Origin of the sequence: Enhydrobacter sp. (genome assembly GCF_030246845.1) — a bacterium.
In the GTDB taxonomy this organism is placed as follows: domain Bacteria; phylum Pseudomonadota; class Alphaproteobacteria; order Reyranellales; family Reyranellaceae; genus Reyranella.
The window spans coordinates 1,142,126-1,164,593 of record NZ_CP126889.1 but is presented as its reverse complement, the minus strand read 5'-3'; the positions used below and the strand labels follow the sequence as shown (position 1 = coordinate 1,164,593).

At 66.2% G+C, this 22,468-nt stretch carries 23 protein-coding genes; 18 read left to right on the top strand and 5 right to left on the bottom strand.

The window, feature by feature from the left end; translation table 11 throughout:
* Positions 1-5: 5 nt before the first annotated feature.
* From OJF58_RS05995 to OJF58_RS05985, 3 genes are read left to right on the top strand one after another with little or no spacing between them, the layout of a single operon-like run.
* Positions 6-740, top strand: coding sequence for an ABC transporter ATP-binding protein (locus OJF58_RS05995; protein ID WP_300782588.1), 735 nt, complete (start codon positions 6-8; stop codon positions 738-740).
* Positions 733-1,434 carry an ABC transporter ATP-binding protein gene (locus tag OJF58_RS05990; protein ID WP_300782586.1) on the top strand — a complete coding sequence of 234 codons (702 nt, stop codon included), beginning with the start codon at positions 733-735 and terminating at the stop codon, positions 1,432-1,434. Before OJF58_RS05995 ends, OJF58_RS05990 begins: the two co-directional genes overlap by 8 nt.
* A gap of 18 nt (positions 1,435-1,452) precedes the next feature.
* Entirely contained in the window at positions 1,453-2,967 is a 1,515-nt protein-coding gene (locus tag OJF58_RS05985) for an amidase (RefSeq protein WP_300782585.1), read from the top strand.
* A gap of 99 nt (positions 2,968-3,066) precedes the next feature.
* Here the strand turns inward: OJF58_RS05985 and OJF58_RS05980 are convergent, their stop codons facing one another.
* Positions 3,067-3,867 carry a glucose 1-dehydrogenase gene (locus tag OJF58_RS05980; RefSeq protein ID WP_300782583.1) on the bottom strand — a complete coding sequence of 267 codons (801 nt, stop codon included), beginning with the start codon at positions 3,865-3,867 and terminating at the stop codon, positions 3,067-3,069.
* A 267-nt stretch (positions 3,868-4,134) separates the two neighbouring features.
* On the opposite strand from OJF58_RS05980, the gene OJF58_RS05975 reads away from it, so the two are divergent.
* The 11 genes from OJF58_RS05975 to OJF58_RS05925 all read left to right on the top strand — a co-directional run bounded on the left by OJF58_RS05975 (position 4,135) and on the right by OJF58_RS05925 (position 13,032).
* On the top strand, positions 4,135-5,415 hold the full coding sequence (locus tag OJF58_RS05975; RefSeq protein ID WP_300782581.1) for a PQQ-dependent sugar dehydrogenase: 1,281 nt from the start codon (positions 4,135-4,137) through the stop codon (positions 5,413-5,415).
* An 86-nt stretch (positions 5,416-5,501) separates the two neighbouring features.
* A complete protein-coding gene (locus tag OJF58_RS05970; RefSeq protein WP_300782579.1) occupies positions 5,502-6,101 on the top strand; it encodes a c-type cytochrome in 600 nt (199 codons plus the stop codon).
* Positions 6,102-6,155: 54 nt separating this feature from the next.
* A complete protein-coding gene (pqqA, locus tag OJF58_RS05965) occupies positions 6,156-6,233 on the top strand; it encodes a pyrroloquinoline quinone precursor peptide PqqA (protein ID WP_085934747.1) in 78 nt (25 codons plus the stop codon).
* A 52-nt stretch (positions 6,234-6,285) separates the two neighbouring features.
* Positions 6,286-7,209, top strand: coding sequence for a pyrroloquinoline quinone biosynthesis protein PqqB (pqqB, locus tag OJF58_RS05960; protein ID WP_300785186.1), 924 nt, complete (start codon positions 6,286-6,288; stop codon positions 7,207-7,209).
* Positions 7,206-7,961 (top strand): pyrroloquinoline-quinone synthase PqqC, encoded by a 756-nt coding sequence (gene pqqC, locus OJF58_RS05955; protein ID WP_300782577.1) that lies wholly within the window; start codon positions 7,206-7,208, stop codon positions 7,959-7,961. Before pqqB ends, pqqC begins: the two co-directional genes overlap by 4 nt.
* Positions 7,962-7,964: 3 nt before the next feature.
* A complete protein-coding gene (gene pqqD, locus OJF58_RS05950) occupies positions 7,965-8,285 on the top strand; it encodes a pyrroloquinoline quinone biosynthesis peptide chaperone PqqD (RefSeq protein ID WP_300782576.1) in 321 nt (106 codons plus the stop codon).
* The gene (gene pqqE, locus OJF58_RS05945; RefSeq protein ID WP_300782574.1) at positions 8,272-9,435 is read left to right on the top strand and encodes a pyrroloquinoline quinone biosynthesis protein PqqE; all 1,164 of its coding nucleotides are present in this window, start codon (positions 8,272-8,274) and stop codon (positions 9,433-9,435) included. Before pqqD ends, pqqE begins: the two co-directional genes overlap by 14 nt.
* A 46-nt stretch (positions 9,436-9,481) precedes the next feature.
* A complete protein-coding gene (locus OJF58_RS05940) occupies positions 9,482-10,822 on the top strand; it encodes an extracellular solute-binding protein (RefSeq protein ID WP_300782572.1) in 1,341 nt (446 codons plus the stop codon).
* Between the two features lie 137 nt (positions 10,823-10,959).
* The gene (locus tag OJF58_RS05935) at positions 10,960-11,178 is read left to right on the top strand and encodes a hypothetical protein (RefSeq protein WP_300782569.1); all 219 of its coding nucleotides are present in this window, start codon (positions 10,960-10,962) and stop codon (positions 11,176-11,178) included.
* Positions 11,179-11,301: 123 nt separating this feature from the next.
* Positions 11,302-11,619, top strand: a complete 318-nt coding sequence (locus OJF58_RS05930) for a hypothetical protein (RefSeq protein WP_300782568.1) — start codon at positions 11,302-11,304, stop codon at positions 11,617-11,619.
* A gap of 120 nt (positions 11,620-11,739) precedes the next feature.
* A complete protein-coding gene (locus OJF58_RS05925; RefSeq protein ID WP_300782566.1) occupies positions 11,740-13,032 on the top strand; it encodes an MFS transporter in 1,293 nt (430 codons plus the stop codon).
* A 31-nt stretch (positions 13,033-13,063) separates the two neighbouring features.
* Here the strand turns inward: OJF58_RS05925 and OJF58_RS05920 are convergent, their stop codons facing one another.
* The gene (locus OJF58_RS05920; protein ID WP_300782565.1) at positions 13,064-13,363 is read right to left on the bottom strand and encodes a hypothetical protein; all 300 of its coding nucleotides are present in this window, start codon (positions 13,361-13,363) and stop codon (positions 13,064-13,066) included.
* 249 nt (positions 13,364-13,612) lie between these two features.
* On the opposite strand from OJF58_RS05920, the gene OJF58_RS05915 reads away from it, so the two are divergent.
* The gene (locus OJF58_RS05915) at positions 13,613-14,977 is read left to right on the top strand and encodes an IS1182 family transposase (protein WP_300778177.1); all 1,365 of its coding nucleotides are present in this window, start codon (positions 13,613-13,615) and stop codon (positions 14,975-14,977) included.
* 238 nt (positions 14,978-15,215) lie between these two features.
* On the opposite strand, the gene OJF58_RS05910 is transcribed toward OJF58_RS05915, so the two are convergent.
* Entirely contained in the window at positions 15,216-16,469 is a 1,254-nt protein-coding gene (locus tag OJF58_RS05910) for a Zn-dependent hydrolase (RefSeq protein WP_300782562.1), read from the bottom strand.
* 148 nt (positions 16,470-16,617) lie between these two features.
* Between OJF58_RS05910 and htpG the strand changes: the two genes are divergently transcribed.
* On the top strand, positions 16,618-18,495 hold the full coding sequence (gene htpG, locus OJF58_RS05905; RefSeq protein ID WP_300782559.1) for a molecular chaperone HtpG: 1,878 nt from the start codon (positions 16,618-16,620) through the stop codon (positions 18,493-18,495).
* A 24-nt stretch (positions 18,496-18,519) separates the two neighbouring features.
* Here htpG and OJF58_RS05900 read toward each other — a convergent pair whose 3' ends face one another.
* Positions 18,520-19,428, bottom strand: coding sequence for an adenylate/guanylate cyclase domain-containing protein (locus OJF58_RS05900; RefSeq protein WP_300782557.1), 909 nt, complete (start codon positions 19,426-19,428; stop codon positions 18,520-18,522).
* A 396-nt stretch (positions 19,429-19,824) separates the two neighbouring features.
* Between OJF58_RS05900 and OJF58_RS05895 the strand changes: the two genes are divergently transcribed.
* Entirely contained in the window at positions 19,825-19,980 is a 156-nt protein-coding gene (locus tag OJF58_RS05895; protein ID WP_300782554.1) for a hypothetical protein, read from the top strand.
* 150 nt (positions 19,981-20,130) lie between these two features.
* Here the strand turns inward: OJF58_RS05895 and OJF58_RS05890 are convergent, their stop codons facing one another.
* Positions 20,131-21,276, bottom strand: a complete 1,146-nt coding sequence (locus tag OJF58_RS05890) for a CoA transferase (protein ID WP_300782551.1) — start codon at positions 21,274-21,276, stop codon at positions 20,131-20,133.
* 162 nt (positions 21,277-21,438) lie between these two features.
* Between OJF58_RS05890 and OJF58_RS05885 the strand changes: the two genes are divergently transcribed.
* Entirely contained in the window at positions 21,439-22,461 is a 1,023-nt protein-coding gene (locus tag OJF58_RS05885) for a hypothetical protein (RefSeq protein ID WP_300782549.1), read from the top strand.
* Positions 22,462-22,468: the final 7 nt, after the last annotated feature.

Sequence of the window (22,468 nt, the reverse complement as noted above, 5' to 3'; positions counted from 1 at the left end):
GAGCCATGGCGCTCCTGGAGATCCGCGGCGTCTGCAAGAGCTTCCGGTCGCTCCGGGCGCTGGAGGGCGTCGACATCGATATCGAAGCCGGCCGCTTCCACGGCCTGATCGGGCCCAACGGCTCGGGCAAGAGCACGCTTCTGAAGGCGATCGCGGGCGCGCATTTCGCCGATTCCGGCGCCATCGTCTTCGACGGCCGCGACATCACGCGGGCCACGCCCTATGAGCGCTCCCGGGCCGGCCTCAGCCTCAAGTTCCAGATCACGGCGGTGCTGCCGGAGCTGTCGGTCTACGACAATGTCCTGCTCGCGACCCAATCGGGCGAGAGCCTGCCGCGGCTCCTGCGGTCCTCGTCGCGGCGTGCCCTCGATGACGAGGTGGGCGGCCTGCTCGAGCGCTTCCGCCTGCTCGACCGCGCCGACGATCTCGCGGGCGAGCTGAGCCACGGCCAGCAACAGTGGCTGGAGATCGCGATGGCGCTGGCGCTCAGACCCAAGCTCCTGCTGCTCGACGAGCCGACGGGCGGGATGAGCCCCGAGGAACGGCAGGTGACCGGCAAGCTCCTCGAGCCGATCAAGGCCCACTGCGCCCTGGTCATCGTCGAGCACGACCTGCACTTCATCCGCGACATCTGCGACTACCTGACCGTGCTCGATCAGGGCAAGGTGCTGGATCAGGGCGACGTCGAGACCATTCAGCGCTCGCCCAAGGTCCAGCAGGTGTTCACGACCCGTGTCTGACGCGGCCCTCCTCGAGGTCGACAGGCTGAGCGCCGGCTACGGGCACAGCCAGGCCTTGTTCGGCGTCTCGCTGAAGGTGCCGGCGCGCGGCGCGGTCGCGGTGCTGGGCCGCAACGGCGCCGGCAAGTCGACGCTGCTCAAGGCGCTGTTCGGCGAGCTGCCGCCGATGGCGGGCGCGATCCGTCTCGACGGCGCGGCGATCGAAGGCGAGTCGGCCGAGCGCCGCGTGCGGCGGGGCATCGGCTACGTGCCGCAGGAACACGCGATCTTCGCCAAGCTCTCGGTGCGCGAGAACCTGCTGCTGGGTTGCGTGCGCCAGCCCGACCGGTCGGGCATGGACTACGTCCTCGACTTCTTCCCCAAGCTGGCGCAGCGGCTGGCGCAGACCGCGGGCACCCTGTCCGGCGGTGAACGCAAGATGCTCGCGATCGGTCGCGCCGTGCTGGGCCGACCGCGGCTCCTGATGCTCGACGAGCCGACCGAGGGCGTCTGGGTCGGCGTGATCGAGGAGATCGCCGATCGGCTGAAGCAGCTCTCGAAGGAGATGGCGGTGATTCTGGTCGAGCAGCATATCGAGCTCGCACTCGAGTTGGCGCAGCACGCCTACGTCATTGATCGCGGACACGTCGCCCTCGAAGGGCCCGCCATGACCGTGAAAGGAGATCCGCAACTGATGCGCCACCTGGCGCCATGACAGGAGAAGGAGGAAGCCATGGCCGTTCAAGTGCCGACTGAACAGCAACTGCGCGAGGTAGCGGCCGAGGTCGGTCTCGCGCTCAGCGACGCCGACGTGAGGTCGTTCATCGACCTCATGCGGCCGAGCGTGGCCGCCTACAACGTGGTCGATGCCATGCCCGACAACCTGCCGCGCGTGAAATATCCGCGCACGCCGGGCTATCGGCCGCCGGCCAGCGAGAACAAGCACAATGCCTGGTACGTCAAGACCAGGGTCGAGGGCGCCTCGCGCGGCAAGCTCAAGGGCAAGACCGTGGTGCTGAAGGACAACATCATGCTGGCCGGCGTGCCGATGATGAACGGCGCGGCCACGCTCGAGGGATACGTGCCCGATATCGACGCCACCGTCGTGCAGCGCGTGCTCGACGCCGGCGGCACGATCGTCGGCAAGGCACATTGCGAGAATTTCTGCCTGTCCGGCGGCAGCCACACCAACGCGACCGGCCCGGTGCACAACCCGCACAAGCTCGGCTACTCGGCCGGCGGCTCGTCCTCGGGCAGCGCCGTGCTGGTGGCGCTGGGCGAGGTCGACATGGCGCTGGGAGGCGATCAGGGCGGCTCGATCCGCATGCCGTCGTCGTTCTGCGGCACCTACGGCATGAAGCCGACGCATGGGCTGGTGCCTTACACCGGCATCATGCCGATCGAGATCTATGTCGACCATACCGGCCCGATGACGGCCAATGTCAGCGACAATGCCCTGCTGCTCGAGGTGCTGGCGGGCTCGGACGGCTATGATTCGCGTCAGATCAACGTCAAGACGCACCGCTACACCGAGGCGCTCAAGGGCGACATCAAGGGCATGAAGATCGGCCTCGTGAGCGAAGGCTTCGCCCAGCCCAATGCCGAGAAGGACGTGAATGCCAAGGTCAAGGCGACGGTCAAGAAGTTCGAGGCGCTGGGCGCGACGGTGGGCGAGGTCTCGATCCCCATGCATCTTGCAGCGGGTGCGCTCTGGATGCCGATCGGCACCGAGGGCCTGACCCAGACCATGATGTACGGCGACGGCTACGGCGTCAGTCGGCCCGACCTCTATGTCACCAGCCTGATGGACTTCCACCGCAACTGGCGCCAGCGCGCCAACGAGATGTCGGAGACCACCAAGCTCTTCACCATGTTCGGCACCTACATTCGCCGCTACTACGGCAGTCGCTACTACGGCAAGGCGATGAACCTCACGCGGCTGCTCACGGCGGCCTACGACGAGGCGCTGGGCCAGTACGATCTCCTGATGATGCCGACCACGCCGATCAAGGCGACGCCGCTGCCGACGCCGGATGCGCCGCGCGAACTCTATGTCGAGCGGGCGCTCAACATGATCTCCAACACCGCGCCCTTCGACATCACGCACCATCCCGCCATGGCGGTGCCGTGCGGCATGTCGGACGGCCTGCCGGTGTCGCTGATGCTGGTCGGCAAGCATTGGGACGAGCCGACCATCTACAAGGCCGCCTATGCCTTCGAGCAGTCGGGCGACTGGAAGAAGATGTGAGCGAAATCCAAAGATCCCTCGCTGCGCTCGGGATGACACGCCCGTCCTTGGCGGAGCCGTGTCGTCCCGAGGCGAAGCCGAGGGATCCTCGCAGGCCTCTCAGCGCGAAACGAGATTGGTGACGGCGCCGCCGGTCGCCGTCCGCCCGCCGTCGACGACGAACTGGCCGCCGGTCGTGTTGGCGGCGAGGTCCGAGCACAGGAAGAGGACCATGTTGGCGATCTCCTCCGGCGTCGTGTAGCGGCCGGTCGGCTGCGCGGCCTGGTAGCGTTCGCCGATCGAGGCAGCGTCGCCGGGTGCGAGCTGCTCCTCGAGGGCGTGGATCATGCGCGTGTCCACGGGGCCCGGGCACACCGCGTTCACGCGGATGCCCTGCCGCGCGACCTCCCCGGCCGCCGTCTTGGTGAGCCCGATCACGGCGTGCTTGGAGGCAACATAGGCGGGCATGCCGGGCGTGCCCACCAGCCCGGCGACCGACGCCGTGTTGACGATGGCGCCGCTCTTCTGGCGGATCATCTGCGGCAGCACGTGCCGCAGGCCCAGGAAGACGCCTTTCACATTGACGCCGATCACCGCATCGAACACCGCCTCGTCGTACTCCGCCGTCGGTGCCACCCGGCCTTCGATGCCGGCATTGTTGAAGAAGCAGTCGATCCGGCCGAAGCGGTCGACCGCGGCCTTCACATAGGCGCGGACGTCCTCGGTCCTGGTGACGTCGGCGGTGACGGCGAGCGACTCGACACCCTTCTGCCGGACGATGCCGGCGACCGCCTCGGCCGCGGGGCCATCGCGATCCACGATGACGACCGTGGCGCCGTGTCCCGCGAAGCCCAGCGAGGTGGCGCGGCCGATGCCGTTGCCGCCGCCGGTGATCAGAGCAACCTTGCCGGTGAAATCCATGGTTCTCGCTCTTTTGTGATGTCCTGCGGCGAGTTTACCATCGCGAGACTGTCGCGGTCGCGGTTGCACAGTTCATGCGGTGGCGCCACACGGTGTTGCTTGATGCACCGCACAACGATTGCCGAGGCCGAACCGGCGGCCGCCCTCTAAGCCGCGCGGCTTGAATAGGCTGGGGGAGGGGCATAGCCTCCTCGCTCGGCAGTAGACGCCCACACGTCCACTCAACCGATGCGTCTCCTGCGCAAGCAAAACAGAGGAGACACCCAGATGAGACGGCAAGAGACAGCTCTGTCGAAAGTGTGCCTTGTCGGCGCGGTCGCGTTCCTCGTTGGCTGCGGGGCCCTGTCGGCGGGGGCCCAGACCACGGCGGAGTCGAGCGGCCTGAAGCACTACGAGTCCAACAGCAAGAATTTCTGGCTCAATCCGCCGCCCGACTGGTTCCTCGGTGACGAGACCAAGGACCAGAAGGGATTGACTCCGAACGCCGGCCAGCCGCTGCCGACGCCGCAGGCCGAGCTCGAGAAGATCCTCGCCAAGATCAAGCTGCCACAAGGCTTCAAGATCAGCGTCTGGGCGAGCAACGTTCCGCAAGCGCGGCAAATGGCCTTGGGCGACAAGGGTACCTTGTTCGTCGGGACGTTCGACAAGGGGACGGTGTCGGCCGTCACCGAGGTGAACGGCAAGAGAGTCGCCAAGCCCTTCATCACCGGCCTGCGCATGCCGACAGGCGTCGCCTTCATGGATCACGCTCTGTACGTGATCGACATCGACAAGCTCTACAAATACGACAATCCCGAAGCCAACCTCGACAAGGCGCCGACTCCCACCGTCGTCTACGACGACATGCCGCCCTACGTGCCGCACGGCTGGAAGTATCTCGTTCCCGACGGCAAGGGCTGGTTCTACATCCCCTTCGGGCCGCCCTGTAACATCTGCCTGCCGCCGACCAGCGTGTCGCAGTATCGGCGCGTCAATCCGGCGAACGGCACGGCCGAGCTGGTGGCTCTGGGCATCCGCAACAGCGTCGGCGGCGCGGTTGATCCGCGCACCGGCGATCTCTGGTTCAGCGAGAACGCGCGCGACTGGATCAGCGACGACAAGCCGAGCGACAAGCTCAATCATGTCACCAGGCTCGGTCAGCACTTCGGCTATCCCTACTGCCACGAGGGCGACATGGTCGATCCGAAGTTCGGCATGGGTCACAAGTGCTCCGAGTTCACGCCGCCCGTCGTGAAGCTCGGCCCTCATGTCGCGCCGCTCGGCATGAAGTTCTACACCGGCAACCAGTTCCCGGCTCAGTACAAGAACGGCATCTTCATCGCCGAGCACGGGTCCTGGAACCGGCACAAGAAGAACGGCTATCGAATCGTCTTCATCTCGGTCGGACCCGACGGCAAGAATCCCAAGGAGACCGTGTTCGCCGGGACATGGCTCGACGACCAGAAGATCCTCGGCCGTCCGGCGGATATCCTGCAGGCGCCCGACGGCTCGCTGCTGGTCGCCGACGATCAGGCAGGTGCGATCTACCAGATCAGCTATCACAAGTAGCGCGCCTCCCGACAGCTGCTCCCCGCCCGGCAATGATCGGGCGGGGAAGGTGTTCCGCCTTTCCTGCGAAGGGTTGCCGAGGGGCGATGTCTGCAAGATCGAGTTCGGTGCGCGCCGCCCTGATGGCGACTGGTCTTCTGCTTTCGGCGACGGCGGCGCGGGCGGCCGAGCCGCCGGCGACGGTGAAGGACATCGTCGAGACCTGCGCGTCCTGCCACGGCCAGAACGGCGTGTCGGCGATCGTGAACACCCCCTCGCTGGCCGGCCAGCCGGATATCTTTCTGCAGTACCAGCTCGTCTTCATTCGCGACGGCGTTCGTCCGGTCGAGGTCATGCAGCAGATCGCCAAGACCCTGAGCGACGACAATATCCGCGACCTTGGCGCCTATTATGCCGCGCTGCCGCCTCCGTCGCCCCTGGCGGACGCGCCGGCGGTCGATGTCGACAAGGTCAAGGCGATGATCACGCAGCGTCATTGCGACAGCTGCCACAAGGAGGATTTCTCTGGCCAGGGGGAAACCGCGCGGCTGGCCGGGCAGCGGCCGGACTATCTGGTGAAGGCGCTGCACGATTTCCGCGCCGGCGTCCGGCGCGGCCGCGGCATGGGCGCAATGATGGAGGTCTCAGTGACTCTGCAAGACCAGGATATCGAGATGATCGCGGCCTACCTCGCGAGCAAGCCTTGACACCCTTTTTGAATCGTCCGCATCATTCCTCGTCCATCTCAAGGGAGCGGATCCATGGCTTGGAAGACCCCGCGCATCGTCGAGATTGCCGTCGGAATGGAGATCAATTCCTACGCCTGCGCCGATCTCTAGGCGCGCTTCGAATCGCGGCGCGCCCGCCGCGAGCTAGTCGATGGCAACCGCCATGAGGGCGGTCGTCCTGGGAGCGGCCGCCGGCGGTGGCTTCCCGCAATGGAACTCGAATACCGAAGCCTGTCGTCGTGCGCGTGCCGGCGACGGGAAGGCGATGCCCCGTACACAGGCGTCGCTGGCCGTCAGCGGCGATGGCGAGCGCTGGTTCCTGGTCAATGCGTCGCCGGATCTGCGCCAGCAGATCGAGGCGCGCCCGTTCCTTCATCCTCGTCGTGGCCTGCGTTCGTCGCCGATCGAGGGCGTGGTGCTGACCGGCGCCGACGTCGACGCCATCGCCGGTCTTCTGCACCTGCGTGAGCGGCAGGCCTTCACGATCTACGCCACGGCGCGCGTGATCGATGTGCTGAAGGCCAATCCGATTTTCGGCGTCCTGGCGGAGGAGTGCGTGCGTCGCGAAGCGGTGCCGCTCGAGAAGACGTTCGAGCTTCGCCACATCGACGGCAGCGACAGCGGCATTGCGGCCGAGCTGTTCGATGTGCCGGGCAAGGTCGCGCTCTACCTCGAACCAGGCGACGCGCCGGAGGCGCTCGCCGGCCGGCCGGGCGATACTGTCGGCGTGGAACTCCGCGCCGGCAGCGACCGGCTGATCTACGTGCCCGGGTGCGCACGGATGACCGACGGCCTGAGACAGCGTCTGGCCGGTGCATCGGTTGTCCTGTTCGACGGCACGCTGTGGCACGACGACGAGATGATCCGCCTCGGCCTCGGTCCCAAGACTGGCCAGCGCATGGGCCATATGAGCGTGAGCGGCGCCGACGGCACCATTGCCGCCTTCCGCGGCCTGCCGGTGAGGCGCAGGATCCTGGTCCACATCAACAACTCCAACCCGATCCTGCTGGACGACTCGCCCGAGCGCGCCGTCCTCGAGAAGGAGGGTTGGGAGGTGGCCTACGACGGCATGGAGGTGAGCCCATGAACGTTCGTGTCGATGATTCGGTGGACGGTCGTCTGCTCACGCCGGACGAGCTCGAGGAACGGCTGCGCGCGATCGGCGCCGAGCGCTACCACCACCTGCATCCCTTCCACCGCCTGCTGCATGGCGGCAAGCTCTCGCGTGGGCAGGTCCAGGCCTGGGCGCTGAACCGCTACTACTATCAGGCCATGATCCCCATCAAGGACGCCCATGCGCTCTCGAAGCTCCCGACGTCGGAGCTGCGCCGCGAGTGGCGGCGACGCATCATCGACCATGACGGCGACGGACCGGGCGCCGGCGGCATCGAGCGCTGGCTGAAGCTCGCCGAAGGAGTGGGACTCGATCGCGCGTACGTGCAGTCGACCCGGGGCATCCTGCCCGGCACCCGCTTCGCCGTCGAAGCCTACGTCAACTTCGTGCGCGACCGGCCGATCCTGGAAGGCATCGCCTCCTCGCTCACCGAGATGTTCTCGCCCGGCATCATCGCCGATCGCGTGCGCGGCATGCTGGAAGGCTATTCCTTCGTCACCGCGGAGACCCTGGCCTATTTCACGCCCCGGCTGACGCAGGCGCCGCAAGACGTGAACTTCGCGCTCGGCTACGTCAAGGCCGAGGCCCGCACCCGGATCGAGCAGGAAGCGGTGCTGTCGGCGCTGCGCTTCAAGTGCGACGTGCTGTGGGCGCAGCTCGACGCGCTTTACCTCGCCTACGTCGAGCCCGCGATGATCCCGCCCGGCGCCTTCGTGCCGGAGTGAGCCATGGCCGGGACCAACGATCGCCTGGTCGTTTCCGCGGCGACGGTGCTGCGCTTCGCGCCGCACATCGTCTTTCGCTTCGACGACACGCGGCAGCGCTGGGTCATCATGGCCCCGGAACGGCTGATGCTGCCCGACGAGCAGGCGGTCGAGATCTTGCGGCTCGTCGACGGCAAGGCCGGCGTGGCGGCGATCGTCGATACGCTGGCCGCGCGCTACACCCGGGCGCCGCGCGACGTGATCGCCAAGGACGTCACGGCGATGCTGCAGGATCTCGCGGACAAGGGCTGCCTCGCCACAGGGTCGTCCGATGCCGGCCGATGATCCCGGCATCGATCCGCCGCTCGCATTGCTCGCCGAGCTGACTCACCGCTGCCCGCTGCATTGCCCTTATTGCTCCAATCCATTGAAGCTGGAGCGCGCCTCCGACGAGCTCGGCGAGGCGGAATGGCGCCGCGTGCTGGGCGAGGCGGCGGTGCTGGGCGTTCTGCAGGTGCATTTCTCCGGCGGCGAGCCCATGGCGCGGCGCGATCTGGCGACGCTGATCGGCGAGGCGAACGACCGCGGTCTCTACGGCAATCTCATCACCTCGGGCACGCTGGGCGGCGAAGCCGAGCTGCGGGCCTTCGCGGCGGCCGGGCTCAAGCACGTTCAGCTCAGCTTTCAGGATGTCGCGGCCGACCCGGCAGATCGCATTGCGGGCCTCGCCGGCGCGCACGAGCGCAAGATCCGGTTCGCGCACGCGGTGCGTGCCGTCGGCCTGCCGCTCACCGTCAATGTCGTCGTCCACCGGCAGAATCTCGACAGTGTCGGCCGGATGATCGATTTCGCGACGACGCTGGGCGCGCGCCGGCTGGAGATCGCCCATGTGCAGTACTATGGCTGGGCGCTCGCCAATCGGGCGGCGCTCCTGCCGAGCCGCGCCGCGCTCGACGCGGCGACCCGGATCGTCGAGGCGGCGCGCGAAAAGCTCAAGGGCGTGCTGGCGATCGACTATGTCGTGCCCGACTATCATGGCGTGCGGCCGAAGAGCTGCATGAGCGGCTGGGGGCGCCGGTTCCTGAACATCTCGCCGGCCGGTCGGGTGCTGCCCTGCCATGCCGCCGAGATGCTGCCCGGGCTCGACTTTCCCTCGGTGCGGCAGGCGAGCCTCGCCGACATCTGGTACCGGTCCGAAGCCTTCAACCGGTTCCGCGGCACCGGCTGGATGCCCGAGCCGTGCCGAAGTTGCGAACGGCGTACGGTCGATTGGGGCGGATGCCGGTGCCAGGCCTTTCTGCTGACCGGGGACGCCGCGCGCACCGACCCGGTCTGCGCCCTGTCGCCCGACCATGGCGTGGTCGAGGCCGCGCGCCGGGACGCTGATCGGGCCGCCCGCAATGCCGAGAATCTCGTCTACCGCCGCCACGGACATGGTGCGGCCGATTTTGCCGATCGTGTGAATCCGGTTGCCGCTCGGCCTCCGGACGCCTAGCGTCGCGGCCAAGGTCTCGCCTGAAGACCAGTCAGCGGAGGAATACATGATTTCAACCAAGATTCGTCGTCGTCGTTTTGCGGCCGGCACGGCCGCGCTCTCGACTACCCTGATCGCCGCGCCGTTCGTGCGCGGCGCCCACGCGGCGGGCAAGCTCTCAATGGGCTTCTGGGATCACTGGGTGCCGGGCGCGAACGGTGCCACGGAGAAGCTGGTGAAGGAGTGGGCCGAGAAGGAGAAGGTCGAGGTCCAGATCGACTTCATCACCTCGCAGGGCAACAAGCTCCTGCTGACCGGCGCCGCCGAATCGCAGGCGAGGTCGGGCCACGACATCCTGGCGCAATCGACCTGGCTGCCGTCGCGCTACGCCGACCAGCTCGCGCCGGTCGACGACGTGATGAACGAGCTGATCAAGACCAATGGCAAGGTCAATGCGACAGTCGAGTACCTCGGGCACATCAAAGGAAAGTGGATCGCCATCCCGGCGACCGTCGGCAGCCAGATCAAGGGCCCGTGCTCGCGCATAGACTACATGAAGCAATATGCCGGCCTCGACGTGCAGGCGATGTATCCCGCAGGGGCGCCGCCCAAGGCCGACAACTGGACGTTCGACACCTTCCTGAAGGCGGCCGAGGCCTGTCACAAGGGCGGCCATCCGTTCGGGATCGGCCTCGGCACCACGGCCGACAATGTCGACTCGGCCGGCGCCATCTTCCACGGCTTCGGGGCAGACCTGGTCGACGCCAAGGGCAACATCACGGTGAAGAGCGATGCGGTGCGCGAGGCGCTCGACTTCTACAAGAAGCTGATGGCATTCCTGCCGCCCGACGTGCCGGCCTGGGATGACGCCTCGAACAACAAGTTCCTGGTGTCGGGCCAGGCGTCGATGATCATGAACCCGCCGAGCGCCTGGGCGGTCGCCAAGCGCGACGCGCCCAAGGTCGCCGAGCAGTGCTGGACGCACGGTTTCGCCAAGGGGCCCAAGGGCCGCTTCGCGCCCTTCACGCCCTATTTCTGGGGCATCTGGGGTTTCAGCAAGAACGTGTCCGCGGCCAAGAGCCTGCTGATGCACCTGTCGCAGGCGTCATCGGCCGAGAAGATGGTCGAAGCCAGCGGAGGCTACGATCTGCCCTCGTTCGAAAAGCTCACCAAGTTCAAGGTGTGGGCCGAGGAGGAGCCGCCCAAGGGCACGCTGTTCCATTATCCGGATCCGTACCACCAGCAGATCCTGTCGGTCGCGGGCGCGCCGGCGCCTCACTCCATCGGCGAGCGGATCTACACCCAGGCGACGCAGACCCAGATGGCTGTCCGTTACTTCCGCGGCGAAGCCATGGAAAAGACGATCGCCTGGGCGGAGAACGAGCTGGAAGGCTACATGCGCAACTGACGTCAGGTGATGTCAGGCCGTCCCGATCGACGACCGGGACGGCCTTTCTTTTCTTTGCCGACACTGCCGGAGCCGAAGGTTCCCGATATCGAGTGACAAATCCGCAACCTTTCGCCCCGTTGCGGAGTTACAACAGTATGGAAAAGGAGACCGACAGCCGCAGTCTCGGGCGCAGCGTCAATGCCGAGGTGGAAACGCTCAGGCTTCTCGCCATGCAGCGGCGCAAAGCATCGTTCCGCCTGTTTCTGAAGCGCAACGCACAATCTCGACCAACCGTCGAGGACGAAACGGCGCGTGCGGCCACGGTCGCGAGCACTGATTCCAATCGGCGTGCGGCGCAAGCGCGCTGGGGTTGACCTCCGCCATCCTGCTTGGTGTTGCCGGCAAGCCACAGGCCGGAAAACTTCCCGAGGGCTGGGAACGCAACGACCGTCGTCACATTCTCTGCGTGTCCCCTTGTCAGCCGCACCGGAGGTTCGATGTCCACTTCGCCAGCTCGTGCTGCTCGCGCTGCCGGGTCGCTCGAGGAATCCAATGCCGTTGCGCTGGCGCGCCGCCTTTGCGTCGAGCTGCAGGCGCTCACGGGCAACGCCAGCTCGGGCGTGCTGCTCGATGTCGTCGCCCGGCGCCTGCGGGTCGGGGTACGGGAGCTGGAACCTGCTCTGATCTGGGGAACAGAAGCCGGGTGGATCGAGCGCCAGGCGGATGCCGTTGCGTTGCGCGACGAAGGCCGGCAGGCCACCCTGATGCCGTGGCCGCCGCGTGAGCCGGCACGGGCGCAAAGGGGACTGCGCTGATCGGCGATGCAGGCCAACGCCGCTATTTGCATGCCATATATGTGAATTCGCCTGCGCACCCTCGCCATCCGAAGGCATAATGATCCGGAGCCCGCCGCAGCCGGGCCGGAACGGGTGGAAATGTCGAACGAGGGGACGAAGAGGACCGGCGCCGCGGGCGCTCAGGCCGCAGCCGGCCTCGACAGTCGCGCCTCGTGGCGAATGGCATGGCTGACGCTTGCGATCCTGTCCGTGTCCTACGGCTCGCCGCTCCTGATCGTGGTCGGGATGAGGACGATGCAGGCGGAACTGGGTACCGACCGTTCCCTGCTGGCGCTCGCAGGCTCGCTGGTCTGGGTCGGCACCGGGGCGGGCGGCATCCTGATGGGCTGGCTGGCCGATCGCATCGGCGTTCGCCGCACGGTTATGATCGGCGCCTGCATGATCGCCGGTGGGCTGGCGCTCTCGTCCACGGGCACGATTTGGGCGCTCTATGTCGGCCACGGGCTGATGATCGGCCTGTTGGGCAACGGCGGCGTCTATCCGCCGCTCCTGGTCTATGTCAGCCGATGGTTCGAGCGACGGCGCGGTGCGGCGATCGCCCTGATCTCTTCGGGCCAGTATGTGGCGGGCGTCGCCTGGCCGACCCTGTTCGAGCGCGCCATCGACGGCTTCGGCTGGCAGATGGCGATGCTCGCCTATGCCGGCGTCGTGCTGGCGCTGATCCTGCCTGCCACCGTCATGCTGAGGCCCGTGCCGGGCTTTGCTCCTGCCGTGCGCCCTGCCGTCGGCGCGGCGCGGTCAGCGGCAGCGGCCGGCCGCCAGCACCGCATTGCGAGCCTCCATCCCAACCTCTTGCAGGCGCTGCTGTGCCTCGCCGGCTTCTGCTGCTGCATCCCCATGTCGCTGCCGTCCTCGCACCTCGTGGCGTTCTGCGGTGACATCGGCATCAAGCCAACCCACGGCGCTGCCATGCTGTCGGTGATGCTGGGGGCGGCTTTCCTCGCGCGTCAGGCCTGGGGCGCGCTCGCCGACCGCATCGGCGGTTTGCGCACCGTGATGGCCGGGTCGGCCTGCCAGGCTGTGGCGATCGGCTGCTTCCTGCTGACCCAGGACGAAGTCGGCCTGTTCGCCATCGCCGCGGCCTTCGGGATGGGCTTCAGCGGCATCATCCCGTCCTATTCGGTGGCGGTCCGCGACCTCTTCCCCGCGGCCGAGGCCTCGTGGCGTATTCCCCTGACGTTGTTCACCGCGATGAGCGGGATGGCCTTCGGAAGCTGGTTCGCCGGCGCCCTCTACGACCACTTCGGTTACTATGCCCCGGCCTTCGGCGTCGGCGTGGCCTTCAATCTCCTGAACCTCGTGATTGTCGGCTTCCTGGTGTTTCGACTTGCCGGCGCGCGTCGGTCGGCCGCCTGGTCGGCGGCGGAGTGACCGGAAGGCGGATATCGTCGCTGGCGGGATGCTATTCCGGGCTGCCGGCGATGCGGAACACGGGCAGGGCATCGGGTCCGGCCGGCTGGTCGTTCCTGGACATCTCTTCGGACGGCCGGGCCGCCATGAGACGCAGGGTGACGAGGCTCGCCAGCAGGACCACGGTGGTGACGATGCCGGAGGTGATGAAGGCGCCGGCCCAGTCGTAGGCAGGGGCCGTGCCGCCGAGCAGATAGCGTCCGAACCAGCAGAGCGCATACACCGCCTGCACCATCGCGGTAGTGATCAGAGCGGTTCCGGCGGCCACGAGGGCCGGCAGCATTTTCGTCACGATTTCGTGCGCTCCTGAAAGCCTATCCAATCTGAGCGAGCCGGACCCGGCACACAAGGATCATCGCGACCAACTTGGTTGCAATTGTATCAGAAATCGGGCCGCGTGTCGGCCACTACGGTGGATGGCTGGTACCGCCGTCTTGTTGCAGTGCTGAACGAGATCGACGACAAAAAAGGCGGCCTATCGGCCGCCTCAGACCGCTGACAAACCCCTGGCATTTGCCAGGGGTTTTTGATTCAAGGCGGTATGCTGAAGAAGGCGCTACCGCAACAGATCGAACTCGAACTCGTGGCGATCGAGGGTCTGGTTCCGAAGGATCACCTGCTCCGCAAGATTGAAGCGGTGATCGATTTCTCGTTTATCCATGAGCGTGTGGCGGGGCTTTACTGCCCCGACAATGGGCGCCCGCCGCTGGATCCGGTGGCGATGTTCAAGGCCCTGTTCATTGGCTACCTGTTCGGGATCCGCTCCGAACGGCAGTTGGTGCGCGAGATCGAGGTCAACATCGCCTATCGCTGGTTTTTGGGGCTGAAGCTGACCGATCCGGTATTCGACGCCTCGACGCTGTCGCAGAACCGACGCCGGCGCTACAACGACACGTCGGTCGCGCAGGACATCTTCGATGCGATCGTGGAGCAGGCGATCCGTCACGGCCTGGTCGATGGCACGGTGCTGTACACCGACTCGACGCACCTGAAGGCCAACGCCAACAAGAACCGCTATGACGTTGCCGTGGTCGCCAAGTCGCGTTCGGACTATTGGGATGCGCTTGATGCAGCGATCGGGGAGGATCGTGCCGCGCACGGCAAGAAGCCGCTGAAGGACAAAGCGCGCCAGCCGATCGAGAAGGAGACCAAGGTCTCACGCACCGATCCGGAGAGCGGCTACATGGTGCGTGACGGCAAGCCGAAGGGCTTCTTCTATCTCGACCACCGCACGGTCGATGGTCGCCTGGGCATCATCACTGACACCTATGCGACGCCCGCCAACGTGCATGATTCCATCGTGTATCTCGGCCGCCTCGACCGCCAACGCCGCCGCTTCGACTTCAATGTCGGCGCCGTCGGCCTCGATGCCGGTTATGCGACCACTGGCATTGCCAAGGGCTTGGAGGAGCGCGGTGTACTGGGCGTGATCGGCTATCGCCGACCGACGCCGCCGCGATCCGGCATGATGCCGAACAAGGCCTTCCACTATGAGGCAGAGGTGGATGGCTATCGGTGTCCGCAGGGCCAGCTTCTCACCTACGCCACCACCGATCGCACCGGATATCGACACTACACCAGCGATCCGGCCATTTGCAGAGCCTGCCCGTTGCTCGCTTCCTGTACGTCCAGCGCCAACGCAACGCGCCTGATTACCCGTCATGTCTGGGCCGAGGTTCGCGAGCGCACCGACGCTCATCGGCTGACCCCTTGGGGCAAGCGCATCTACAAGCGACGCAAGGAGACGGTCGAACGCTCCTTCGCTGATGCCAAGCAACTCCACGGCCACCGCTATGCCCGCTTCCGTGGTCTCCTCGCCGTGGCCTGCCAGTGCTTGCTGGCTGCCGCTGCCCAGAACATCAAGAAAATCGCTCTCGCAATGGCGCCTATCCCCGTTCCGGCCTGATCCGATCAAATTCCAACACCATCAACAAAAAACCCCGCTGAAAAATCGACGGGGTTTGTCAGCGGCCTGAGCCGCCCTTTCGGGCGGCTTTTTCGTTCCTGTGCGTGGCCCTTACTGGATCACGATCACGACGCGGCGGTTCTGCGGCTCGCGCACGCCGTCGGCGGTCGGGAGCAGCGGATCGGCCTCAAAGGCTCGGATTGACAGCCGACAGTGAGCGTCGGCCACGGCAATCGCGTCAGGTGGCATTGGCGCGGCTCAGCATCGCCTGCAACAGGACGTTGCAGCCGGCCGCGATGTCGGACGGCGTGGCGTTTTCGACCTCGTTGTGGGAAATGCCATCCTCGCAGGGCACGAACACCATCGCCGTCGGCGCCACGCGGGCGATGTAGCACGAATCGTGACCCGCCCCCGAGATGATCGGCATGTTCCCGTAGCCCAGGGTGTCGGCGCCCGCTTGCACCGCCGCCACGCATGTCTTGTCGAAGGCGATCGGCGGTGAATACCAGATCTGCTCGAGCTGGAGCCGCAGGCCGATCTCGCCCGCCATGCGTTCGGCGGTCGCGCGCAGCTCGGCGTCCATCTTCGAAAGCGTCGCGTCGTCGGGATGGCGAAAGTCGACGGTGAAGAACACCTTGCCCGGAATCGTATTGCGCGAGTTGGGGCTCACCTGCATCAGCCCGACGGTGGCGCAGGCATGGGGCTGATGGGCAAGACCGATGCGGTTCACCTCGTGCACGATCCGCGCGGCGCCGAGCAGCGCGTCCCTGCGGCGGCGCATCGGGGTCGGGCCGGCATGCGCCTCCTGGCCAGTAAGCGTGACCTCGTACCAGCGCTGGCCCTGCGCGCCCTGCACGATGCCGATGGTCTTCTTCTCCGCCTCGAGGATCGGACCCTGCTCGATATGCGCCTCGAAGAAGGCGCCGAACTTGCGGCCGCCGACCGGCAGGTCGCCGGCATAGCCGATGCGCTTCAGCTCCTCTCCCATGGTCTTGCCGTCGAGATCCTGGCGCGACAGGCCGTACTCCTCGTCGAAGACGCCGGCGAACACGCCCGACGCCACCATGGCCGGCGCGAAGCGCGAACCCTCCTCGTTGGTCCAGACCACGACCTCGATGGACGCGGCAGTCTCGTAGTTGAGGTCGTTCAGCGTGCGGATGACCTCGAGGCCGGCCAGCACGCCGTAGGCACCGTCGAACTTGCCGCCGGTCGGCTGGCTGTCGAGATGGCTGCCGGTCCCGATGGGCGGCAGGGAATTGTCGCGTCCCGGCCGGCGGGCGAAAATGTTGCCCATGCGGTCGACCGACACCGTGCAGCCGGCCTCCTTGCACCAGCGCACGAACAGGTCGCGGCCCTGTCGGTCGAGATCGGTGAGCGCCAACCGGCAAACGCCGCCTTTGTCGGTGGCGCCGATCCCGGCCATTTCCATCAGGCTCTGCCACAGGCGCTCGCCGTTGATGCGCAGATTCTTGCCGGTTGTCTTCTCGCCCATGACGTCCTCGGATGTTTCAGCCGTTTGGCCAAGGGTTGCAGCCCGCGCCGCCCTTGTCGATCACGTCGTGACGCGGCGACAGGCCACTTGCCCCCGTCGATGGAGGTCTTATATCCACCGCCGGCAATTCACACGGGCTTGAAACACAATGAACGGGGACACGACAACCACGCAGACGCATCAATTCCAGGCGGAGGTCGCGGAGCTCCTGAACCTGATGGTCCACTCGGTCTACTCCGAGACCGACGTCTTCCTGCGCGAGCTGATCTCGAACGCCTCCGACGCCTGCGACAAGGTTCGCTACGAGGCGATCGCGCGGCCCGAGCTGCTGGCCGGCGACGACAAGCTCGTCATCCGGATCAGGCCGGACACCGCCGCCAAGACGCTCATGATCACCGACAACGGCATCGGCATGGACCGCCAGGAGCTGATCGACAATCTCGGCACCCTGGCGCGATCGGGCACCAAAGCTTTCCTGCAGGGGCTGAAGGAAGCCAAGGACGGGTTGGGCCTGATCGGCCAGTTCGGCGTCGGCTTCTATTCCGCCTTCATGGTGGCCGACCGGATCGAGGTGACGAGCCGCCGTGCCGGTACGGCCGAGGCCTGGGTCTGGCGCTCCGAGGGTGGCGCCGGCTTCGAAGTGGCGCCGGCGAACGAGGAGCAGGCGAAGTGCGTGCCGCGCGGCACCGAGATCGTGCTGCACCTCAAGGAGGATGCGGCGCGCTATCTGCAGCCGTTCGAGCTCGAACGGGTGATCCGCACCTATTCCGACCATATCCTGTTTCCAATCGAGCTCGTGGACGACAAGGATGCCGCCCGGCAGGTCAATGCCGCTAGCGCCCTCTGGCAGCGCGCGAAATCGGAGGTGACGGCCGACGACTACAAGCAGGCCTACCGCTCGATCGCGATGGCCTTCGACGAACCGGCGCTCACGCTGCACTACAAGGTGGAGGGCCGTCAGTCCTACGCCGTGCTGCTGTTCGTGCCCTCGACGCCGCCCTTCGATCTGGCCGACCCCGCGCGCAAGGGCCGCGTGAAGCTCTATGTCCGCCGCGTCTATATCACCGACGACGCCGATCTTCTGCCGGCCTATCTGCGCTTCGTGCGCGGCGTCGTCGACAGCGAGGACCTGCCGCTCAACATCTCGCGCGAGATGCTGCAGAACAACCCGCAGGTGAAACAGATCCGCAGCGGCCTCGCCAGCCGCGTGATCGGCGAGCTCGAGAGCACGGCCGGAAAGGAACCCGAGACCTACGCCAGGATCTGGAGCGCTTTCGGTCCGGTCCTGAAGGAAGGGCTTTACGAGGATCACGAACGCCGCAGCCAGCTGCTTGCCCTCGCGCGCTTCAGCTCGACGGCCGGCGACAAGCCGCGTTCGCTTAAGGAATATGTTGCGGATCTCAAGCCCAACCAGACCGAGATCTACTATCTGGCCGGCGAGAGCGCGGAACGTCTGCGCTCCAATCCCAAGCTCGAGGCGGCGCGGGCGCGCGGCATCGAGGTGCTGCTGCTCACCGATCCGATCGACGCCTTCTGGACCATGATGCCGCAGGAGTTCGAGGGAAAGCCGCTGAAATCCCTGAGCCAGGGCGATGTCGATTTCGGCAGCATTCCGCTCCTGAACAAGGACGAGGAGAAGGCTCCATCGGCAGACGAGGTCGAGATCGTCAAGGCGGCGAAGGAGGCTCTGGGCGACAAGGTCGCCGAGGTGCGCGCCTCGCAGCGGCTGACGGAGAGCGCGGCCTGCCTGGTGGCGAGCGCCCAGGGGCGCGACCGCGAGCTCGAGCGGCTGCTCGCGCGCCAGAATCGCGGCAGCGGAGCGAAGCCGATCCTGGAGCTGAACATGCGGCACGAGCTCGTGAAGGCGCTCGATGCGGCGCGCATCGCCGACCGTAAGGAGGAGGTGGGCGACATCGCCAGCCTGCTGCTCGACCAGGCCTACATCCTCGACGGCGAGGTGCCCGCCGATCCGGCCGCCTTCACGCGGCGGCTCAACGCCCTCGTCGTGCGCGGGCTGCGGCCGTAGTTATTTCCGCAGCGGCCGCCCGGCCTACTGTTCCGTCGAGCGGGAGGCGATGGGGCGAACCACAAGTTCGACCTCGCCGATCCTGAGTTTGGAACCGACCTGAACCGGCACCGGCGCGCCTGCGCGGGCAGGCGCGCCATCCACGGAAGTGCCATTGGTCGAGCCCAAATCCTCGATCTGCAGCGCTTCCCCGACAAGGCTCAGGCGCGCGTGCCGCCGCGACACGGTGCTATGTGCCAGCACGAGCTCGCATTGATCGACTGCGCGGCCGATGACCGCTCCCTGCGGTCGGGTCGACAATTTGTCGAGCGCCAGGTCGAAGCCGTATTTGTGGCCGATCAAGTCGGCGCCCTCGAAGCGCAACGTGGCTTGAGGCAGGATGGGCGCCGTGGGATCGGAAAGGGCCGTCTGGCGGCGCACATGATAGATGTGGACAGGGCGGCTGACATTTTTGACGTGATGCTCCCCGCCGTCGACGAAGGCGCAATCGATCTGCAGTTCGGCGACGTCGCGCACCGTGCGGGAAACGGCGATGCCTCCAGGCTCGGCAAGCGCCTGTATGCGGGCGGCGAGATTCACGCCGTCGCCGAAGATGTTCTGGTCCTCATCGACGATGATCTCGCCGACATGAACGCCGATGCGGAACAACAGGCGCTCGCTCTCTTCGAGTGTCTCGTTGAACCGCGTCATGCGCGCCTGAATGTCGATTGCCGCTGTGACGGCCGCCACCGTCGAACCGAACTCGGCGAGCATGGCGTCGCCGACGATGCCGACCAGTCGGCCACCGCCGGCTTCGATCGCGGGTCGCCACACGTCGCTTGTCGCCGACTTGAGATGCTGAAAGGTGAGGGTTTCCGCGCCTTCCATCATGCGGGTGAAGTCGGCGAGGTCGGCATGAACGATGGCCACAAGGCGGCGCTGCATGCTTGCCATAGCCTTATCCCGATGGGCGATTGTCGATCCTGCTCCCCCCTTTCCCGGATGCAACGACGCCCATTCTCTGCCAACGAACAGAACCCTTCGTCGGCCGACAGCGTATTGAAAGCCGTGCCCGATCACAAATCCTTCGCAATCCACCCCTTCTCGCCAAGCGCTCACGTAGCGCGGCAAGGATGGCGCCTCGGCGTCCCGTCGCGCGCCGCCCGCGACCGTATGATATTCTATCACTGGTTGTGGACAAGATCGTTGCTTAACCATTGCGCGAATCACAAAATACAAGCATTAATACTGCAACTGGATTTCTGGGGTCCGGTCTTGGGGCGGGAGAAATGTGATTGATCGCATGAGCGAGGAGAGTCGGTTGTGGGAAGGGTCACGCGGAACGATGCATTGCTGGCAATGCTGCTGGTGGCGCTGATTGGGGTGTTCATTTTCCTGGCAGGCGGCAGCGATGTGCAGGGCCGCCATTGCGCAGCGCAGGGTGGGGTGATCACCAGCGTCGAAGGCCAAACCGTTTGCGCAAAGGTGCTGTACACAGTGAGATGAGCACAAATTGATTGCGCGGACTCCGGGCGTGACATGTAAGCTGGCTCACGGGCTCCATCCGCGGTGCCTGCGAAGATGATGCCATTGGGTTAGATGGCAAGAAAACGGATAGGCCAGGGCTCCAGGGCCCGGCTCTCCTTCGACAATCCGCTAACCCAGCACCTCGTCGTTGTGCTCGCCGAGCTTGGGCGCAGACCGCGGTGAGTGCGGCCGCTGGCGGTCGAAGGAGATCGGCAGGCCGACCACGCGCGGCGCCCTGGTTTCTCCCGGCCGGACGGGAAGCTGATGCACCAGGTCCGACGCGGCGAGCTGCTCGGTCGCGGCCAGTTCGCCGATGTCGTTCACCGGGCTGCACGGCACGCCCGCCTTTTCGAAGGCCTCCAGCCAATGCGCGCGAGGATGGTCGCGCATCGCCGCCGCGATCATCGGAATGAGCGTTTCCTTGTTCTGCACGCGCGCGGCGCTTTTCGCGAAGCGCGGGTCGGCTGCCCATTCCGGATGGCCGAGCACTTTGGCGCAGCGCGCCCACAGCCGATCGTTGCCGGGCGCCAGGCAGAGCGGCCGATCGGCAGTGTCGAAGGTCTGGTAGGGTACGATCACGGCGCCGCCGGTGCCGTGGCGCCTGGGCAGGACGCCGGTCTCCAGATAGCCGTTGAGCTGGCCTTCGACCCAGTGCACCGCCGAGTCGAACAGCGAGGTGTCGACCAGGCAACCCTTGCCGGTGCGGTCGCGCATCCTGAGCGCCGCCAGCGCGCCGATGGTGCAGAACATGCCGGTCGCCTTGTCGTTGATCGAGGCGCCGCAGAAGGTCGGCGGATCGTCCGGGCGGCCGGTGACACTCATCATGCCGCCATAGGCCTGCAGCAGCGGATCGAAGCCCGGCTTCATCCTGAGCGGTCCCTGGTAGCCGAAGGCCCAGATCGAGCAGTAGATGAGCCGCGGATGGCGCTTCAGCATCGCCTCGGGGCCGATGCCGATCTCGTCGACAACGCCTGGCCGCAGGTTCTGGATCAGGATGTCGGCGGTCTCGCAAAGCCGGTGCAGCGCCTCGACGTCGGCGGCCGCCTTGAGGTCGAGGGTGACCGAGCGTTTGTTGCGATTCTGGCCGTAGAAATAGAGCGACGTGACGCCGTCCGGCCCGTAGGGCGGGCCCCAGATACGGGCATCATCGCCGCCGTCCGGCTTTTCCACCTTGATCACGTCGGCGCCCATGTCGGCGAGCAGCACCCCGGCCAAGGGGCCCGCCAGCGCCTGGCCCACCTCGATGACGCGAACTCCTTCAAGCGGCAATGTCACGGTCGTCCTCTTCGGTTTGCCTTCGCATACCATTTGCGACCGAGACATGGCCACCGATGCATCTTGTCCGTGGCGTTCCATGACGCAAAACTGCCGCAAAGAGACTATGTATGGCGGCAGCCGGTATAAAGGCCGGCGTGGGATCGAAGGATTGCGAGGGCGATGATCGAACGCGATGAACTTGCTGCGACCGAAGCGCTGTTTTCCGGCTTTTCGCCGCCCGGCTTTCCGTCTGTGCCCGCGACACCATCGACTCTCGACGACGTCGACCGGATCTCCCGTTCCTGGGCCAGCAATCATGCCGGTGCGTTGCGGCCGGGCTCGGAGGAGCACAAGCGCGAGGTCTGCCGGATGTTCCGCGAGACCTTCAATCCCTACCGGCCTTCGGTCATCGCCTGGCCAAAACTCAGGCCGGAGGAGCTGCAGCGCCTCACGTCGTTGCCGATCTGGGATATCGCGGTCCATACCGAAGGCCGGGCGCGGCTGCGTTTCGCCGCCTACGCGCGATCCGTCGCCGATGCCGATATGCGGGCGGCGATCATGCTCAATGCCTGGGAGGAGAACCGCCACAAGGAGGTGCTGTCGAAGCTGGTCGAGGCCTATGGCATCGCGCTGGCGCCCGAGCCCGCCTACGAGTATCCGGGCGATGTCGAATGGTTCTATCTGTTCACCGGCTTCTCGGAATGCATCGACAGCTTCTTCGCTTTCGGCCTGTTCGAGCTGGCCCGCCAGTCGGGCTTCTTTCCGCCGGAGCTGGTCGAGACCTTCGAGCCGGTCATGCAGGAGGAATGCCGCCACATCCTGCTCTTCGCCAACTGGCTGGCCTGGCATCGCGCGAAAATGCCGTGGTGGCGGCGCCCCTTCTTCGAGGCCCGCATCGCGACCGTCTGGCTGGCCATCGCCCGCGACCGGATCGGGATGGCGCGCGGCATGGGGCCCAAGGAGGGTGCGCGGCATGACAACAGCAACTTCACCGTGAAGGGGGCGAGCGCCCTCAGCCCCATCGAGTTTGGAGCGCGCGACCTCATGCAGCTCTGCCTGCAGGAGAACGATCGCCGCTTCGCGGGGTATGATGCCCGGCTCGTGCGGCCGACGACGGTACCGCTGCTGATCAGGCTCGCACTGTTCGTCTCCAGGCCGTGGGCAAGGAAGCGGGCGCGCGGCCGACTGCAGCCGGCGGATTGAAGCCGCG

What these genes read in the sequence shown, in the direction of transcription:
- OJF58_RS05925 (WP_300782566.1), top strand. Translation starts at nt 11,740, where the DNA reads ATGTCGAACGAGGGGACGAAGAGGACCGGCGCCGCGGGCGCTCAGGCC.
- OJF58_RS05930 (WP_300782568.1), top strand. Translation starts at nt 11,302, where the DNA reads ATGTCCACTTCGCCAGCTCGTGCTGCTCGCGCTGCCGGGTCGCTCGAG.
- pqqA (WP_085934747.1), top strand. Translation starts at nt 6,156, where the DNA reads ATGGCTTGGAAGACCCCGCGCATCGTCGAGATTGCCGTCGGAATGGAG.
- pqqB (WP_300785186.1), top strand. Translation starts at nt 6,286, where the DNA reads ATGAGGGCGGTCGTCCTGGGAGCGGCCGCCGGCGGTGGCTTCCCGCAA.
- OJF58_RS05885 (WP_300782549.1), top strand. Translation starts at nt 21,439, where the DNA reads ATGATCGAACGCGATGAACTTGCTGCGACCGAAGCGCTGTTTTCCGGC.
- pqqC (WP_300782577.1), top strand. Translation starts at nt 7,206, where the DNA reads ATGAACGTTCGTGTCGATGATTCGGTGGACGGTCGTCTGCTCACGCCG.
- OJF58_RS05985 (WP_300782585.1), top strand. Translation starts at nt 1,453, where the DNA reads ATGGCCGTTCAAGTGCCGACTGAACAGCAACTGCGCGAGGTAGCGGCC.
- OJF58_RS05935 (WP_300782569.1), top strand. Translation starts at nt 10,960, where the DNA reads ATGGAAAAGGAGACCGACAGCCGCAGTCTCGGGCGCAGCGTCAATGCC.
- OJF58_RS05915 (WP_300778177.1), top strand. Translation starts at nt 13,613, where the DNA reads ATGCTGAAGAAGGCGCTACCGCAACAGATCGAACTCGAACTCGTGGCG.
- htpG (WP_300782559.1), top strand. Translation starts at nt 16,618, where the DNA reads ATGAACGGGGACACGACAACCACGCAGACGCATCAATTCCAGGCGGAG.
- OJF58_RS05940 (WP_300782572.1), top strand. Translation starts at nt 9,482, where the DNA reads ATGATTTCAACCAAGATTCGTCGTCGTCGTTTTGCGGCCGGCACGGCC.
- pqqD (WP_300782576.1), top strand. Translation starts at nt 7,965, where the DNA reads ATGGCCGGGACCAACGATCGCCTGGTCGTTTCCGCGGCGACGGTGCTG.
- pqqE (WP_300782574.1), top strand. Translation starts at nt 8,272, where the DNA reads ATGCCGGCCGATGATCCCGGCATCGATCCGCCGCTCGCATTGCTCGCC.
- OJF58_RS05910 (WP_300782562.1), bottom strand. Translation starts at nt 16,469, where the DNA reads ATGGGCGAGAAGACAACCGGCAAGAATCTGCGCATCAACGGCGAGCGC.
- OJF58_RS05975 (WP_300782581.1), top strand. Translation starts at nt 4,135, where the DNA reads ATGAGACGGCAAGAGACAGCTCTGTCGAAAGTGTGCCTTGTCGGCGCG.
- OJF58_RS05970 (WP_300782579.1), top strand. Translation starts at nt 5,502, where the DNA reads ATGTCTGCAAGATCGAGTTCGGTGCGCGCCGCCCTGATGGCGACTGGT.
- OJF58_RS05980 (WP_300782583.1), bottom strand. Translation starts at nt 3,867, where the DNA reads ATGGATTTCACCGGCAAGGTTGCTCTGATCACCGGCGGCGGCAACGGC.
- OJF58_RS05995 (WP_300782588.1), top strand. Translation starts at nt 6, where the DNA reads ATGGCGCTCCTGGAGATCCGCGGCGTCTGCAAGAGCTTCCGGTCGCTC.
- OJF58_RS05900 (WP_300782557.1), bottom strand. Translation starts at nt 19,428, where the DNA reads ATGGCAAGCATGCAGCGCCGCCTTGTGGCCATCGTTCATGCCGACCTC.